Source organism: Streptomyces sp. S3(2020) (genome assembly GCF_013044505.1).
Classification (GTDB): domain Bacteria; phylum Actinomycetota; class Actinomycetes; order Streptomycetales; family Streptomycetaceae; genus Streptomyces.
Window position 1 is genome coordinate 62,401 of record NZ_JABERD010000014.1, and the last position, 15,065, is coordinate 77,465.

Annotated in this window: 11 protein-coding genes; 1 reads left to right on the forward strand and 10 read right to left on the reverse strand. The window is 70.9% G+C overall.

The window, feature by feature from the left end; translation table 11 throughout:
* Positions 1 to 199: 199 nt before the first annotated feature.
* Positions 200 to 766, forward strand: coding sequence for a universal stress protein (locus HLK59_RS07470; protein WP_171140466.1), 567 nt, complete (start codon positions 200 to 202; stop codon positions 764 to 766).
* 105 nt (positions 767 to 871) lie between these two features.
* Here the strand turns inward: HLK59_RS07470 and HLK59_RS07475 are convergent, their stop codons facing one another.
* The 10 genes from HLK59_RS07475 to HLK59_RS07520 all read right to left on the reverse strand — a co-directional run bounded on the left by HLK59_RS07475 (position 872) and on the right by HLK59_RS07520 (position 14,972).
* Positions 872 to 3,415, reverse strand: a complete 2,544-nt coding sequence (locus HLK59_RS07475; protein WP_171140467.1) for a sensor histidine kinase KdpD — start codon at positions 3,413 to 3,415, stop codon at positions 872 to 874.
* Between the two features lies 1 nt (position 3,416).
* A complete protein-coding gene (locus HLK59_RS07480; RefSeq protein ID WP_171140468.1) occupies positions 3,417 to 4,100 on the reverse strand; it encodes a response regulator in 684 nt (227 codons plus the stop codon).
* Positions 4,101 to 4,195: 95 nt separating this feature from the next.
* Positions 4,196 to 4,828: a potassium-transporting ATPase subunit C gene (locus HLK59_RS07485; protein WP_171140469.1), complete on the reverse strand. Its 633-nt coding sequence runs from the start codon at positions 4,826 to 4,828 to the stop codon at positions 4,196 to 4,198.
* Between the two features lie 6 nt (positions 4,829 to 4,834).
* Positions 4,835 to 6,967 carry a potassium-transporting ATPase subunit KdpB gene (kdpB, locus tag HLK59_RS07490; RefSeq protein WP_171140470.1) on the reverse strand — a complete coding sequence of 711 codons (2,133 nt, stop codon included), beginning with the start codon at positions 6,965 to 6,967 and terminating at the stop codon, positions 4,835 to 4,837.
* Positions 6,964 to 8,628: a potassium-transporting ATPase subunit KdpA gene (gene kdpA, locus HLK59_RS07495; protein ID WP_171140471.1), complete on the reverse strand. Its 1,665-nt coding sequence runs from the start codon at positions 8,626 to 8,628 to the stop codon at positions 6,964 to 6,966. Before kdpA ends, kdpB begins: the two co-directional genes overlap by 4 nt.
* A gap of 7 nt (positions 8,629 to 8,635) precedes the next feature.
* Positions 8,636 to 8,725 carry a K(+)-transporting ATPase subunit F gene (kdpF, locus tag HLK59_RS07500; protein ID WP_016434100.1) on the reverse strand — a complete coding sequence of 30 codons (90 nt, stop codon included), beginning with the start codon at positions 8,723 to 8,725 and terminating at the stop codon, positions 8,636 to 8,638.
* A complete protein-coding gene (locus HLK59_RS07505) occupies positions 8,722 to 8,973 on the reverse strand; it encodes a hypothetical protein (protein WP_171140424.1) in 252 nt (83 codons plus the stop codon). The genes kdpF and HLK59_RS07505 overlap by 4 nt, the downstream gene beginning before the upstream one ends.
* Positions 8,970 to 10,811 carry an APC family permease gene (locus tag HLK59_RS07510; RefSeq protein WP_171140472.1) on the reverse strand — a complete coding sequence of 614 codons (1,842 nt, stop codon included), beginning with the start codon at positions 10,809 to 10,811 and terminating at the stop codon, positions 8,970 to 8,972. The genes HLK59_RS07505 and HLK59_RS07510 overlap by 4 nt, the downstream gene beginning before the upstream one ends.
* A gap of 233 nt (positions 10,812 to 11,044) precedes the next feature.
* Positions 11,045 to 13,534, reverse strand: coding sequence for an ATP-binding protein (locus HLK59_RS07515; protein WP_171140473.1), 2,490 nt, complete (start codon positions 13,532 to 13,534; stop codon positions 11,045 to 11,047).
* A 277-nt stretch (positions 13,535 to 13,811) separates the two neighbouring features.
* Positions 13,812 to 14,972, reverse strand: a complete 1,161-nt coding sequence (locus HLK59_RS07520; protein ID WP_171140474.1) for an NAD-dependent formate dehydrogenase — start codon at positions 14,970 to 14,972, stop codon at positions 13,812 to 13,814.
* Between the last annotated feature and the right edge of the window lie 93 nt (positions 14,973 to 15,065).

A 15,065-nucleotide genomic window follows, 5' to 3' on the forward strand; every position in this document is an offset into this window, starting at 1 on the left:
GACGTTATGCCCGGTGTCCCCCGCTCCCGGGCGTGCCCTGACGGGACGCTGACGGTGATCCGGGCGACCTTGACGCAGAGTTGACGCGGCTGGTGGGAGGGCGGGGAAAGGGCCGTCAGAAGGGCGTCAGGAACGGGCGTGAGGGGTGTTCGGAGGCCTCCCGACGGAGGTGAGATGGAAGGGTTCCGAGGAGGATCAGATGCCCGAGTCCCACCCACCTTCGGCCGCACGTCTTGTCGTGGGAGTGAGCGGTTCGCCCGGAAGTCTCACCGCCCTCGTCCGGGCCGCCGACGAGGCCCGGCGCCGGGGCGCCGAACTCTGGCCGGTGCTGGCCTGGGAACCGCCCGGTGGAACCCTCGCCGCCCGCAGGTCGACGGCGGCGGCCATCGTCGTCGAGGACTGGGAGCGGCCGGCACGCGAGAGGCTGCTCAAGGCTCTGCGGGACGTGTTCGGCGGCACGGACACCGGGCTGCCCGGGCAGGCTCTCGTCGTCCAGGGTGTCCCGGGACCGGCGTTGATGCGGATCGCCGACCGGGAGGGTGATGTCATCGTGGTGGGCGCCGGACGGCGCGGGCGGCTGCGCCGTGCGCTGTGGCCGTCGGTCGGCCGCGACTGCCTCGCCCACGCCACCTGTCCCGTCCTCGCGGTACCGCCGTCCCCGCTTCAGACGGCGCTGGAGGCCGCGCACCGCCGCAACGTCCTGCGGCTGCGGCTGGACACCGGGCGTTTCGAGCGGGAGTGCGCCGTCCTGCCGCCCAGCGTCTGAGCGCCCAGCCGCAGGACGGCGAACGCGTCACACAGGAGCCCGGTACTGCACGCGGCAACCGAGCGCCCCGGCACCGCGAAATCCGGCACCCCGGGCCCGGCCCTCTCACGACGTGGCCGCCGCCGGCAGGTCCGGCTGTTCCGGTCGCCGTTCCGGTGCCGTCCGTAGCGCGAGCACCATGGTGAGGCCTCCCCCAGGCGTGTCCTCGGCGTGGAGCGTGCCGCCGACGGCCTCGGCGAAGCCGCGCGCGACCGCGAGGCCGAGGCCGACTCCGGCGCCGCGGGGCGAGTCGCCGTAGCGCTGGAAGGGCTCGAAGATGCGGTCCTTGGCCTCGTCCGGGACACCGGGTCCGCGGTCGACGACCCGTACCTCGACCCGGTCGGCGATGGCACTCGCCGACACCAGGACCCGCTCACCCGGCGGGCTGTGCTTGACGGCGTTCTCGACGACGTTGGCGACGGCCCGTTCCAGCAGTCCCCGGTCGACGTGGACCATGGGCAGGGTCTCGGGGATGTCGAGGTCCACGCTGTCCTCGGGCACCCCGCCGAGCGCCATGGGCACGACCTCGTCGAGGTCGGTCTCGCGGATGATCGGGGTGACGGTGCCGGTCTGGAGGCGGGACATGTCGAGCAGGTTGCCGACCAGGAGGTCGAGCCGGTCGGCGCCCTCCTCGATGGCCTCAAGCAACTCCGCCTGATCCTCCTCGGACCACGCGACGTCCTCGGAGCGCAGCGAGGACACGGACGCCTTGATGCCGGCCAGCGGGGTGCGCAGGTCGTGGCTGACGGCGGCGAGCAGCGCGGTGCGGATGCGGTTGCCCTCGGCCAGTTCCTTGGCGCGGTCGGCCTCCTGCCGGAGGCGTCGGCGGTCCAGGACGACGGCGGCCTGCGCGGCGAACGCGGCCAGTACCCGGCGGTCGGCGGCCGGAAGCACCCGGCCGCGCAGGGACAGGGCCATGTGGTCGCCGACGGGTACGTCGACGTCGGCTTCCTCGGGGTGCTCGGCGGGGCGGGGTCCCACGCTGCCGGCGCGGGTCCAGGGATCCGTCTCGCCGGTCCGCTCCAGCAGGGCCACCGACTCCATGCCGAAGGTCTCGCGGACCCGTTCCAGCAGTTCCTCCAGCGAGGTCTCGCCGCGCAGGACGTTGCCCGCGAGGAAGGACAGGATCTCCGACTCGGCCCGCAGCCGTGCCGCCTGGTGGGTGCGGCGGGCCGCGACGTCCACCACGGAGGCCACCGACACGGCGACCCCGACGAAGATCGCGATGGCGACGATGTTCTTCGGGTCGGCGATGGTCAGGGTGTGGACGGGCGGGGTGAAGAACCAGTTGAGCAGGAGGGAGCCCACCACCGCGGAGGCCAGCGCCGGGACGAGCCCGCCCAGCAGGGCCGCCGCCACGGTCAGGGTGAGGTACAGCAGCATGTCGTTGGCGAGGCCGACGTCCGGGGCGGCGCCGGTGAGGAGCCAGGTGAGGAGGACGGGGCCCAGTACGCCGACGAGCCAGCCCCGGACGACCCGGGAGCGGCCCAGCCGTGCTCCGCGTGCCACCGGCAGTCCGCGGCCCTTGCCCGCCTCGTCGTGGGTGATCAGGTGGACGTCGAGGTCCGGTCCTGAGTCCCGGGCCACGGTCGCGCCGACGCCCGGTCCGAAGGCGTACTGCCAGCCGCTGCGCCGGGAGACGCCGAGGACGATCTGGGTGGCGTTGGCCCCGCGCGCGAAGTCCAGCAGGGCCGCCGGTATGTCCTCCCCTACGACCTGGTGGAAGGTGCCGCCGAGGTCCTCGACGAGGGTGCGCTGGTCGGCCAGTTCCTTCGGGGAGGCGGTGGTCAGGCCGTCGCTGCGGGAGATGTACACGGCCATGACCTCGCCGCCGGCACCCTTCTCGGCGAGCCGCGCGGCCCGCCGGATCAGGGTGCGCCCCTCCGGACCGCCGGTCAGCCCGACCATGATCCGCTCCCGCGAACCCCAGATCGCCGAGACCCGGTGCTCGCTGCGGTACTCGGTGAGATACGCGTCGACGCGGTCCGCCACCCACAGCAGCGCCAGCTCCCGCAGGGCGGTGAGGTTGCCCGGCCGGAAGTAGTTGGAGAGGGCCGCGTCGACCTTGTCCGGCTTGTAGATGTTCCCGTGGGCCATGCGGCGGCGCAGCGCCTGAGGTGACATGTCGACCAGTTCGATCTGGTCGGCCCGCCGTACCACTTCGTCGGGTACGGTCTCGCGCTGCCGTACCCCGGTGATCGACTCGACGATGTCGCCGAGCGACTCCAGGTGCTGGATGTTGACGGTCGAGATCACGTCGATGCCGGCGGCCAGCAGTTCCTCCACGTCCTGCCAGCGCTTGGTGTTGCGGGAGCCGGGGATGTTGGTGTGGGCGAGTTCGTCGACCAGGGCGACCTGGGGCCGGCGGGCCAGGACGGCGTCCACGTCCATCTCGGTGAAGACGCTGTCCCGGTAGGCGAGTTCCTTGCGCGGAGTCTGTTCCAGGCCGTGCAGCATCACCTCGGTGCGCGGCCTGCGGTGGTGTTCCACGAAGGCGACCACGCAGTCCGTACCGCGCTCGATCCGGCGGTGGGCCTCGGAGAGCATGGCGTAGGTCTTGCCGACGCCCGGTGCCGCGCCGAGGTAGATCCGAAGCTTGCCGCGTGCCATGTCATCCCTCGAAGCGGTAGCCCATGCCGGGCTCGGTGATCAGATAGCGCGGGTGGGAGGGCTCCGTCTCGAGTTTGCGGCGGAGCTGGGCCATGTAGACCCGCAGGTAGTTGGTCTTGCTGCGCTGCGAGACGCCCCACACCTCCTGGAGGAGGTGCTTCTGGGTGATCAGCCGTCCCGGGTTGGTCACCAGGATCTCCAGCAGGTGCCATTCGGTGGGGGTCAGCCGTACGTCCCGCCCGCCGCGGACGACCTTCTTGGCGAGCAGGTCGATGGTGAAGTCCGCCGTCTCGACCAGCGTCGTCTCGGGCACGAGCGACGCGTCCTCGGTGCGGCGGACGGCGGCCCGCAGCCGGGCCAGCAGTTCGTTCATGCTGAACGGCTTGGTGATGTAGTCGTCGGCGCCGGCGTCGAGCGCGGCCACCTTCTCCTCGGAGCCCTGCCGGGCGGACAGCACCAGGATGGGCATACGGCTCCAGCCGCGCAGTCCTTTGATGATGTCGACGCCGTCCATGTCGGGCAGGCCGAGGTCGAGCAGGACCACGTCGGGCTGGCGGGCGGCGGCGAGCCGGAGGGCCGTGGCTCCGTCGGGGGCGGCGTCCACTCCGTACTTGCGTGCCTGAAGGTTGATGACGAGGGCCCGTACGAGCTGCGGGTCGTCCTCCACCACGAGCACCCGGGTCATGGGTGTGTGCCTTTCCTGTCTTCATGGCGGTGGGAGCCGGCGGGTCCGGGGTGCTTTCCCCGGCCGCCGGCTCCCGACTGGGTCGCGTGGGGCCGTCACTTGTCCGCTGCGAGGTCCTTGAGCGCGATGTTGAGTTCCAGGACGTTCACCCGGGGCTCACCGATGAAGCCGAGGGTGCGGCCCTCGGTGTGGTCGTCGACCAGCTTCCGCACCTGGGCGACGGTCAGGCCGTTCCGCTCGGCGATCCGGTGGACCTGGAGGTCGGCGTAGGCCGGGGAGATGTCCGGGTCCAGGCCGGAACCGGAGGACGTCACCGCGTCGGCGGGTACCTGGGAGGGCCGGACCTTGTAGTCGGCGGTGGAGTTCTCCTTGACGACCTTGGCCTTGGCCTCCTTCACCCACTTGATGAGCTCGGCGTTGTCACCGGAGCGGTTGGTCGCGCCGGACAGGATCAGCTTGTACTGCGTGTTGACCGAGTTCTCGCCCAGTCCGTTGGCGGGACGGGGCTGGAAGTAGTCCAGGCTGTAGCCCTGTTGGCCGATGAGCGACGAACCGACGACCTTGCCGTCCGCCTTGATCTCGGAGCCGTTCGCCTTGTTGTTGAAGAGCGCCTGGGCCACCCCCGTGACCAGCAGCGGGTAGATGACACCCGTCACCAGGGTCAGGACGAGCAGGGCCCGCAGACCCGCCCCCAGCAGCCGGGCGGTGTTCGTAACCGAGTTGTTCATGACGGGTCAGCCGATTCCGGGGATGAGGGAGATGAGCAGGTCGATGAGCTTGATGCCGACGAAGGGGGCGATCAGCCCGCCGAGGCCGTAGATCGTGAGGTTGCGGCGGAGCATCCTGTCCGCGCTCACCGGGCGGTACTGCACACCCCGCAGGGCGAGCGGCACCAGCGCGATGATGATGATCGCGTTGAAGATGACGGCGGACAGGATCGCGGAGTCCGGCGAGGACAGGCCCATGATGTTGAGCTTGTCCAGGCCCGGGTAGACCGCAGCGAACAGCGCCGGGATGATCGCGAAGTACTTCGCCACGTCGTTGGCGATGGAGAACGTCGTCAACGCGCCCCGGGTGATGAGGAGTTGCTTGCCGATCTCGACGATCTCGATGAGCTTGGTCGGGTTGGAGTCGAGGTCGACCATGTTGCCGGCCTCCTTGGCGGCCGACGTGCCCGTGTTCATGGCCACGCCGACGTCCGCCTGGGCCAGCGCGGGCGCGTCGTTGGTGCCGTCACCGGTCATCGCGACGAGCTTGCCGCCGGCCTGCTCCCGCTTGATGAGGGCCATCTTGTCCTCGGGGGTGGCCTCCGCGAGGAAGTCGTCGACGCCCGCCTCCTCGGCGATCGCCTTGGCGGTCAGCGGGTTGTCGCCCGTGATCATGACGGTCTTGATACCCATGCGGCGCAGTTCGTCGAACCGCTCCCGCATGCCCTCCTTGACGACGTCCTTGAGGTGGATGACACCCAACACCCGGGCGCCTCGGGCGTCTTCGACGGCCACGAGCAGCGGGGTGCCGCCAGCCTCGGAGATCCGGTCGGCCAGGGTGTCGGCGTCCGCGGAGACCGTGCCGCCGCGCTCCTTGACCCAGGTCATGACCGAACCGGCCGCGCCCTTGCGGATGCTGCGCCCGTCGACGTCCACTCCGGACATCCGGGTCTGTGCGGTGAAGGCGATCCACTCGGCACCGGCCAACTCGCCCTGCCGGCGCTCGCGCAGGCCGTACTTCTCCTTCGCCAGGACGACGACGGAGCGGCCCTCGGGTGTCTCGTCGGCCAGCGAGGAGAGCTGGGCGGCGTCCGCGACCTCGGCCTCGGTGGCGCCGCTGACCGGCACGAACTCCGACGCCTGGCGGTTGCCGAGCGTGATGGTGCCGGTCTTGTCGAGCAGCAGCGTCGACACGTCACCGGCGGCCTCGACCGCCCTGCCGGACATGGCGAGCACGTTGCGCTGCACCAGCCGGTCCATGCCCGCGATGCCGATCGCGGAGAGCAGGGCGCCGATCGTGGTCGGGATCAGACAGACCAGGAGAGCCACCAGGACGACCATGGTCAGGTGGGTGCCCGCGTAGTCGGCGAACGGCGGCAGCGTGGCCACCGCGAGCAGGAACACGATCGTCAGGGACGCGAGCAGGATGTTCAGCGCGATCTCGTTCGGCGTCTTCTGCCGCGCGGCGCCCTCGACCAGGGCGATCATGCGGTCGATGAAGGTCTCGCCGGGCTTCGTCGTGATCTTGACGACGACACGGTCGGAGAGGACCTTGGTCCCGCCGGTCACGGCGCTGCGGTCGCCGCCGGACTCGCGGATGACGGGCGCCGACTCACCGGTGATGGCCGACTCGTCGACCGACGCGACGCCCTCGACGACGTCACCGTCGCCGGGGATGATGTCGCCCGCCTCGCAGACGACCAGGTCGCCCACGCGCAGTTCGGTGCCGGGGACCTGCTCCTCCACGGAGCCGGTGAGGCGACGCGCGACGGTGTCGGTCTTGGCCTTGCGCAGGGTGTCCGCCTGCGCCTTGCCGCGGCCCTCGGCGACCGCCTCCGCAAGGTTCGCGAAGATGACCGTGAGCCACAGCCAGGCGCTGATCGCCCAGCCGAACCAGTCCCCCGGGTCCTTGAAGGAGAAGACCGTCGTCAGCACCGAGCCGACGAGGACCACGAACATCACGGGGGACTTCACCATCACCCGCGGGTCGAGCTTGCGGAACGCGTCGGGCAGCGAATTCAGCAGCTGCTTGGGGTCGAAGAGACCCGCGCCGACACGTCCTTCGGCGGCCTTGTGCCCGGTGGGGACGTCGCTGTGCGGCGCCCGGGTCGGGGTGGCTGTGGACATGGCGTCCTCTTGATTCGTTACGTCGGTGGTCATGACGCCAGCCCCTCGGCCAGCGGCCCCAGCGCCAGCGCCGGGAAGTAGGTCAGACCGGTGATGATCAGGATCGCGCCCACCAACAGGCCCACGAACAGCGGCTTGTTGGTTCGCAGGGTGCCCGCGGTCTCCGGGACGGGCCGCTGCTCGGCGAGCGAACCGGCGAGCGCCAGCACGAACACCATCGGCAGGAAGCGGCCGAACAGCATGCACAGGCCGAGCGTGCTGTTGAACCACTGCGTGTCCGCGTTCAGACCGGCGAAGGCCGAGCCGTTGTTGTTCGAGGCGGACGTGTAGGCGTACAGGATCTCGGAGAACCCGTGTGCCCCGCTGTTGGTCATCGAGTTGCCCGGCGTGGGCAGCGCCATCGCGGCGGCGGTGAAGACCAGCACCAGCGCCGGGGTGATGAGGATGTAGCAGGCCGCCAGCTTGATCTCGCGGGTGCCGATCTTCTTGCCCAGGTACTCCGGGGTGCGGCCGACCATCAGCCCGGCGATGAACACCGCGATGATCGCCATGATCAGCATGCCGTAGAGGCCGGACCCGGTTCCGCCGGGCGCGATCTCGCCCAGCATCATGCCGAGCATCGTGATGCCGCCGCCCAGCCCGGTGAAGGAGGAGTGGAAGGAGTCCACGGCGCCGGTCGAGGTGAGTGTGGTCGCCGTGGCGAAGATCGACGAGCCGCCGACGCCGAAGCGGACTTCCTTGCCCTCGTAGGCCCCGCCGGCGATGTCGAACGCCGGACCGTGGTGGGCGAACTCGGTCCACATCATCAGGGCGGTGAAGCCGATCCAGATGGTGGCCATGGTGGCGAGGATCGCGTAGCCCTGCTTGACCGAGCCGACCATGAGGCCGAAGGTGCGGGTCAGCGCGAGCGGGATGGCGAGGATCAGGAAGATCTCGAAGAGGTTCGTGAACGGGGTGGGGTTCTCGAAGGGGTGGGCGGAGTTGGCGTTGAAGTAGCCGCCGCCGTTGGTGCCCAGCTCCTTGATGGCCTCCTGGGAGGCGACCGCGCCCCCGTTCCACTGCTGCGAGCCGCCCATGAACTGACCGACCTCGTGGATGCCGGAGAAGTTCTGGATGGCACCGCAGGCGACGAGCACGATCGCGGCGAGGATCGAGAACGGCACCAGGATGCGCACGACACCACGGACCAGGTCGGACCAGAAGTTGCCGAGCTCACCGGTCCTGGAGCGCGCGAACCCTCGTACCAGAGCCACCGCGACGGCGATTCCGACGGCCGCGGATACGAAGTTCTGCACGGCCAGACCGGCGGTCTGCACGACATGGCCCATGGCCTGCTCGCCGTAGTACGACTGCCAGTTGGTGTTCGTGACGAACGAGACCGCCGTGTTGAACGCCTGGTCGGGGTCGATCGAGGTGAAGCCGAGCGAGCCGGGCAGGACGCCCTGGAGCCGCTGGAGCAGGTAGAGGAACAGCACGCTCACGGCGGAGAAGGCGAGCACTCCGCGCAGGTAGGCGGGCCAGCGCATCTCGGTGTTCGGGTTGGCACCGATGCCCTTGTAGATCCACTTCTCGACGCGCCAGTGCCGGTCGGAGGTGTAGACCTTGGCCATGTGGTTGCCGAGGGGGATGTAGACGAGTGCCAGCGCGCCTATGAGGGCGAGCAGCTGGAGGACGCCGGCGAGTACGGGACCCATGTGGCTCTCAGAACCTCTCCGGGAAGATCAGGGCGAGGACGAGATAGCCCAGCAGGGCGACGGCCACGACGAGGCCGACGATGTTCTCGGCGGTCACAGCTTCGTCACCCCCTTGGCGACGAGGGCCACCAGCGCGAAACCCGCGATGATGGCGATGACGAAGGCCAGATCGGCCATCGCGAACTCCTGGAGTGAGGTTCGTTGGAAAGGGACAGCTAGAGGAAACCGCCTCTTCGGCCCGATCGGACCGTCCGTTGACGGCTCCCTTACGGCGGCACCCACGGCTTTGACGGAACCCATACGGCCGTGATCCGTACCGGCCTGCCAGCCGATGGTCCGGCTCACGGCAGCCGGAAGCGGAGCCGGCAGATCACCGCGTCCGTCTCCCGCCGTACGGCATGGGCGACGACCGCGCCCCGCTGGTTCTGCAACATCCGCTGCCACAGCCGCTCCGGCTCGGTCTCCGGGATCAGCACGGTGACCTGGGCCGCGGGTTCGGTCGCGGCCACCTCACGGACGTAGGCGGCGATCGGGCGGCCCAGACCGCGCCGCTCGCAGACCAGCCCGACCAGGGGCACACGCGGGTCCCACTCGGCCCAGGAGCGCTCCAGGGCGTGCAGCGCGGCCCAGTCCTCGGGGTCGGGGTAGCAGACGGTCACCGCGCGGACCTCGTCGCCGAGGGAGGAGGCCGCCGTCAGGGCCTCCGAGGTGAGCCGGGACAGGGAGGAGACGGGCACGATCACGAGCGAGCGCTCCCGGTGCGGGGTCTCCGGGATGCGCCCGAGGCCCAGCCGCTCGCCGATCCGGCCGTAGGCGCGGTGCACGGTCTCGAAGGCGACCACGAGGAGTGGCAGGGCGATGACGATCAGCCAGGCGCCCTCCTGGAACTTCTCCACCGTGACGACGACGGCCGCGATGCCGGTGAGGAGCGCGCCGGAGCCGTTGAGCAGCGTCTTGCCGCGCCACCCAGGCCCCTTGTCGAGGCGCCAGTGCCGGACCATGCCCACCTGGGCGATCGTGAAGCCGACGAAGACACCGATGGCGAAGAGCGGCACGAGGGTGTTGGTGTCGCCGCCGGAGAAGACCAGCAGCGCGGCCGAGACGAGGGCCAGGGCGAGGACCCCGTGGCGGTGGACCTGCCGGTCGGCCTTCAGGGCGAAGACGTGCGGCGCGTAGTTGTCGCGGGCCAGCAGCTTCAGCAGCACCGGCAGTCCGCCGAAGGAGGTGTTCGCGGACAGGGCCAGCAGGATCATCGTCGCGAACTGGATCACGTAGAAGGCCCAGTTGTGGCCGAGCGAGGCGTCCGCGAGCTGCGCGAGGACGGTGACGCCCTCGACGGGCTGGAGGTGGAAGCGGGAGATCAGCACCGACAGCCCGATCAGCATGACGCCGAGCACGGCGCCGAGGGCGACCTCCGCGCGCTGGGCCCGTCGGGCGCGCGGGACGCGGAAGGACGGCACGGCGTTGGCGATGGCCTCGACACCGGTGAGCGCGGCACACCCCGAGGCGAAAGCCTTCAGCAGGAGCAACGCGCCCACCGTGGTGGCGTTGTCCGCGAGCACGGAGGCATGACCGTCCGCGGTCGCCGTACTCACCGGCCCGGACCGGAAGAGACCGACGGCGATCAGCACGAAGATCGACCCGACGAACACCACCGTCGGCACGATGAAGGCCCGCGCCGACTCCACGATGCCCCGCAGGTTCACCGCCGTGATCAGCACCAGCACGGCCAGGCACAACCACAGCCGGTCGTCGTACAGCCCCGGGAGAGCCGAGGTCAGCGCCGCCACTCCGGCCGTGACGGCCACGGCGACGTTGAGGACGTAGTCCAGGACCAGGGAGGCCGCTGCCACCAGGCCGGTGCGCGCGCCCAGGTGGGTCTTCGCGACGGCGTAGGAGCCGCCGCCGTCCGGGAAGGCCGCGATCACCTGCCGGTACGAGGCCACCAGCACCACCAGCAGGGCGGCGATGGCCAGCGTGACGGGCATCGTGAAGCCCAGGCCATGCGCCCCGGCGGCCGCCAGGACGAGGACGATCGCCTCGGGGCCGTAGGCCACCGACGCCATCGCGTCCAGGGAGAGCGCGGCCAGGCCGGTGACGGCGGTCAGCCGATGGCGTTCACCGGTGTCAGGTGGCTCCTCGCCGGCGGGGGCGGCGTTCGGCTCGGTGGTCAGGACGGACATGGATGGGGGCTCCTTCTCGCCTCGGTCGCGCACGAGGGCTGAGGTGTGCGCGGCGGCATCCAGGTTCTGTCCGTTCCCGGCCGCGTCCGACGGTTCCTTGCGGGTTCTTCGCGCCCGACGGGCAGACCCTGACGGAGCCTTGACGGACTGTGTGACCTGGGCGGGTTCGCTGCGTCCGGCCGGTGTGCCGTGGTCGAGGGGTGGAGAGCCGTCGGCTGTCCGTCAGAGGCGTGTCAAGGTGTGCCGGTCGGGACGTCCCGCTGACTTCCGTCGTCGGCGGCGAGCGGCAGGGACACGACCATCGTGAGGCCGCCGCCGGGAGTGTCCTCGGGCGTGAGGATGCCGCTCATGGCCTCGGTCAGACCACGGGCGAGCGCCAGCCCGAGACCGAGACCGTTGGTGTTGTCGGTGTCGCCGAGCCGCTGGAAGGGCTCGAAGAGCCGCTCCCTGCCGTCGGCGGGCAGGCCGGGCCCCCGGTCCACGATCCGCAGCTCCACCCGGCCCGCCAGGGCACTGGCGGTGACCAGTACCTTCTTCCCGGGCGGGGTATGTCGGGCGGCGTTGCCGGCCAGGTTGGCCACCACCCGTTCCAGCAGCGGCGGGTCGGCGAGCAGCGCCGGGATCTTCTCCACCTCCGCCACCTCCACGCCCGGGACGTCCGCCAGCGCCATGGGCAGCACCTCCTCCAGGGAAGTGGCGCGCAGGTTCAGCGTGAGGGCACCGGCCTCCAGACGGCTGAGGTCGAGCAGGTTCTCCACCAGACGGTTGAGCTTGGCCATGGACTCGTCGGCGGTGGCGAGGAGTTCGTCGCGGTCCTCGGCGGAGAACTCCACGTCCCGGCTGCGCAGCGAGGTCACGGCGGCCCAGCCCGCGGCGAGCGGGGTGCGCAAGTCATGGCCGACGGCCCGCAGCAGTGCCGTACGCAGCCGGTCGGCGGCCTTCACGGGCTCCACCTCGGCCGCCGCCTCGGCCAGCCGGGCCCGCTCCACCGCGGACCCCGCATGGGCGGCGAACGCGGCCAGCACCCGCCGCTCGGAGGACGACAACGTGCGCCCGCGCAGGGCGAGGTAGGCACCGGCACCCGCGGGAACGGTCGTCACGCCGGCCCCGTCGGGGGGTTCGTCCACCAGTTCCGCCGCCGCCATGCCGAAGGTCTCGCGCGTCCGTTCCAGCAGGGCCGGAATCGTCGCCTCGCCCCGCACGATGCTGCCGGCCAGGGACGACATGGTCTCCGCCTCCGCCGTCGCGCGGGCGGAACGGCGTGACAGGCGCAGCGAGCGATCCACGACGGCGGCCACGGTGGCGGCCACGACCGCGAAGACCGCGAGGGCGAGCAGGGCGTTGGGGTCGTCCAGGGTGAACCGGCCGATCGGCGGGATGAACCAGTAGTTGAGCAGCAGGGACGCGGTCACCGAGGCGATCACCGCCGAGACGACCCCACCTATGCAGGCCACACCGACCACCGTGAGCAGGAACAGCAGCGCTTCGCTGGTCAGGTTCAGCGTGTCCCGCAGTTGGGCGAGGACGGCCGTGAGGAGGAGCGGCAGCACCAGCCCGGCGACCGGGCCGGCGATCAGCCGGGCCGTCGAGAGCGTGCGGCGGCGCGACGGCAGGAGTGTGCCGTGTCCGGCCCGCTCGTGGGTGACGCGGTGCACGTCGATGTCCCCGGAGAGGGCGGTCACCGTCTCGCCCGTGCCGGGTCCGGTCAGGAACCTGGCCAGCCGGCCGCGGCGGCTGGTGCCCAGCACGAGTTGCGTGGCGTTCTCGGCGCGGGCGAACTCCACCAGGGTCGTGGCGACGTCGTCGCCGACCACCGAGTGGTAGCTGCCGCCGAGGTCCTCGACCAGCCGGCGCTGCCGGGCGAGTGAGGCGTGCGAGACACCGGCGGCGAGACCGTCGCTGCGCGCCACGTGCACGGCCAGCAGGTCGCCGCCCGCAGACCGGTCGGCGATCCGGGCGGCCCGCCGTATCAGCGTCTCCCCCTCGGGCCCGCCGGTCAGCGCCACGGCGACCCGTTCCCTGGTCTCCCACACCCCGGCGATGCCGTGCCGCGAGCGGTACTCCTGGAGCGCCTCGTCGACCCGGTCGGCCACCCACAGCAGGGCCAGCTGGCGCAGCGCGGTGAGGTTGCCGGGGCGGAAGTAGTCGGCGAGGGCCGCGTCGACCTTCTCCGGGGCGTGGATGTTGCCGTGTGCCATCCGCCGGCGCAGTCCCTCGGGTGGCATGTCCACGAGCTCGATCTGCCGGGCACGCCGTACGACCTCGTCCGGGACCGTCTCGTGCTGGGGCACGCCGGTGATCTTCTCGACCACGTCGTTGAGGGATTCCAGATGCTGGATGTTGAGCGCGGTGACGACGTCGATGCCGGCGTCGAGCAGGGACTCGATGTCCTGCCAGCGTTTGGGGTGCCGTCCGTCGCCAGGGACGTTGCTGTGGGCGAACTCGTCGACGATCACGACCTGCGGGCGGCGCGCGAGGACGGCGGCCAGGTCCATCTCCTCGAAGTGTCCGCCGCGGTGGGTGCAGGACATTCGGGCGATGGTTTCCAGGCCGTCGAGCATCGCCTCCGTGTGCGGGCGTCCGTGGCACTCCACGAACCCGACCACCACATCCACCCCGCGCGCGGCGCGTCGTCGCCCCTCGTCGAGCATCCGACAGGTCTTGCCGACCCCCGGTGCCGCCCCGAGGTAGACCTTCAGTCGTCCTGGCCGTACGTCACTCATCGCCGCCGACGCGCTCCGCTCACTGGCTCGACTCCCCTGCGCGGAAGGATTTCCTCCTCCCAAGAAAGCGGCTTCGCGCGGCAGGCCGTGCGGTTGTTAGCGGTTCCCTGGCGCCGGACCCGGGCACCTTGACGCCGTCTTGACGTGACCTGGGCCGACCACGGGGACGGCCGCGCAGAGGCGTGTCCCGGGTCGGTATGGAGGCCACCGCGCGGGTGCGGTCGACGAGCGTGCGCATCGACCGCGTCTGAGCGAGGGCGGCGGTGGCCCCCACGGGTCACTTGTTCACGGAGTAGGAGTGGGCGCCGGTGCCGGCCAGGCCGCCTCCGTCGGCGATCAGGTACTCGTCGCGGATCGGGCGGCCCGCGAACCAGGACTCCAGGATCTCCCGGGTACCGGCCGCGTAGCGGGCCTGCGCGGACAGGGAGGAGCCGGAGATGTGCGGGGTCATGCCGTGGTGCGGCATGGTGCGCCACGGGTGGTCGGCGGGGGCGGGCTGCGGGTACCAGACGTCGCCCGCGTAGCCCGCCAACTGCCCGCTGCGCAGGGCGCGGTCGACGGCGTCCCGGTCCACGATCTTCGCCCTGGCGGTGTTGATGAGGTAGGCGCCGCGCTTCATCGTGGCCAGCAGTTCGTCGCCGAACAGCCCCTCGGTCTCGGGGTGCAGGGGCGCGTTGATGGTGACGACATCGCAGTGCGGTGCCATCCGGGCGGCGCTCTCGTGGAAGACGAGCCCCAGTTCCTCCTCGGTCTCGCGCGGCAGCCGGTACCGGTCGGTGTAGTGCAGTTTCACGTCGAAGGGCGCGAGGCGGCGCAGGACGGCCAGGCCGATGCGTCCGGCGGCCACCGTGCCGACGTGCATGCCTTCCAGGTCGTACGACCGTGCCACGCAGTCGGCGATGTTCCAGCCGCCGTCGAGTACCACCCGGTGGGAGGGCAGGTAGTTGCGGACCAGGGACAGCGTCATCATCACCACGTGTTCGGCGACGCTGATGCTGTTGCAGTACGTGACCTCGGCGACCGTCACGCCGTGCGCGATCGCCGCGTCGAGGTCGACGTGGTCGGAGCCGATGCCCGCGGTGACGGCGAGCTTGAGGTTCTTGGCGGCGGCGATCCGCTCGGGGGTGAGGTACGCCGGCCAGAACGGCTGCGAGACGACGATGTCCGCGTCGGTCAGTTCCCGGTCGAAGACCGACCCGTCGCCGTCCTTGTCAGAGGTGACGACCAGGGTGTGCCCGGCCTTCTCCAGGTAGGCGCGCAGGCCGAGTTCGCCGGAGACGCTGCCGAGGAGGCGCCCTGGCGTGAAGTCCACGGCGTCGGGGGTGGGCGCGGTCTGGCCGCCGGGGTAGTGGTCGATGGTGGGGAGGTCGTCGCGGGCGTACGTGGTCGGGTATCCGTCGGTCGGGTCGTCGTACAGGACGCAGAGCACCTTGGCCATGTCGCGGCTCCTCAACTGGCGTTGCGGGAAGGTGCCGTTCACCATCCTCGGGTCCGAACGCCCTGGTCAAAGCGTTCCTCGCTATACCCGTAT

Coding starts and splice junctions, on each gene's coding strand:
- HLK59_RS07470 (WP_171140466.1), top strand. CDS start 200: ATGCCCGAGTCCCACCCACCTTCGGCCGCACGTCTTGTCGTGGGAGTG.
- HLK59_RS07475 (WP_171140467.1), bottom strand. CDS start 3,415: ATGGCACGCGGCAAGCTTCGGATCTACCTCGGCGCGGCACCGGGCGTC.
- HLK59_RS07480 (WP_171140468.1), bottom strand. CDS start 4,100: ATGACCCGGGTGCTCGTGGTGGAGGACGACCCGCAGCTCGTACGGGCC.
- HLK59_RS07485 (WP_171140469.1), bottom strand. CDS start 4,828: ATGAACAACTCGGTTACGAACACCGCCCGGCTGCTGGGGGCGGGTCTG.
- kdpB (WP_171140470.1), bottom strand. CDS start 6,967: ATGACCACCGACGTAACGAATCAAGAGGACGCCATGTCCACAGCCACC.
- kdpA (WP_171140471.1), bottom strand. CDS start 8,628: ATGGGTCCCGTACTCGCCGGCGTCCTCCAGCTGCTCGCCCTCATAGGC.
- HLK59_RS07510 (WP_171140472.1), bottom strand. CDS start 10,811: ATGTCCGTCCTGACCACCGAGCCGAACGCCGCCCCCGCCGGCGAGGAG.
- HLK59_RS07515 (WP_171140473.1), bottom strand. CDS start 13,534: ATGAGTGACGTACGGCCAGGACGACTGAAGGTCTACCTCGGGGCGGCA.
- HLK59_RS07520 (WP_171140474.1), bottom strand. CDS start 14,972: ATGGCCAAGGTGCTCTGCGTCCTGTACGACGACCCGACCGACGGATAC.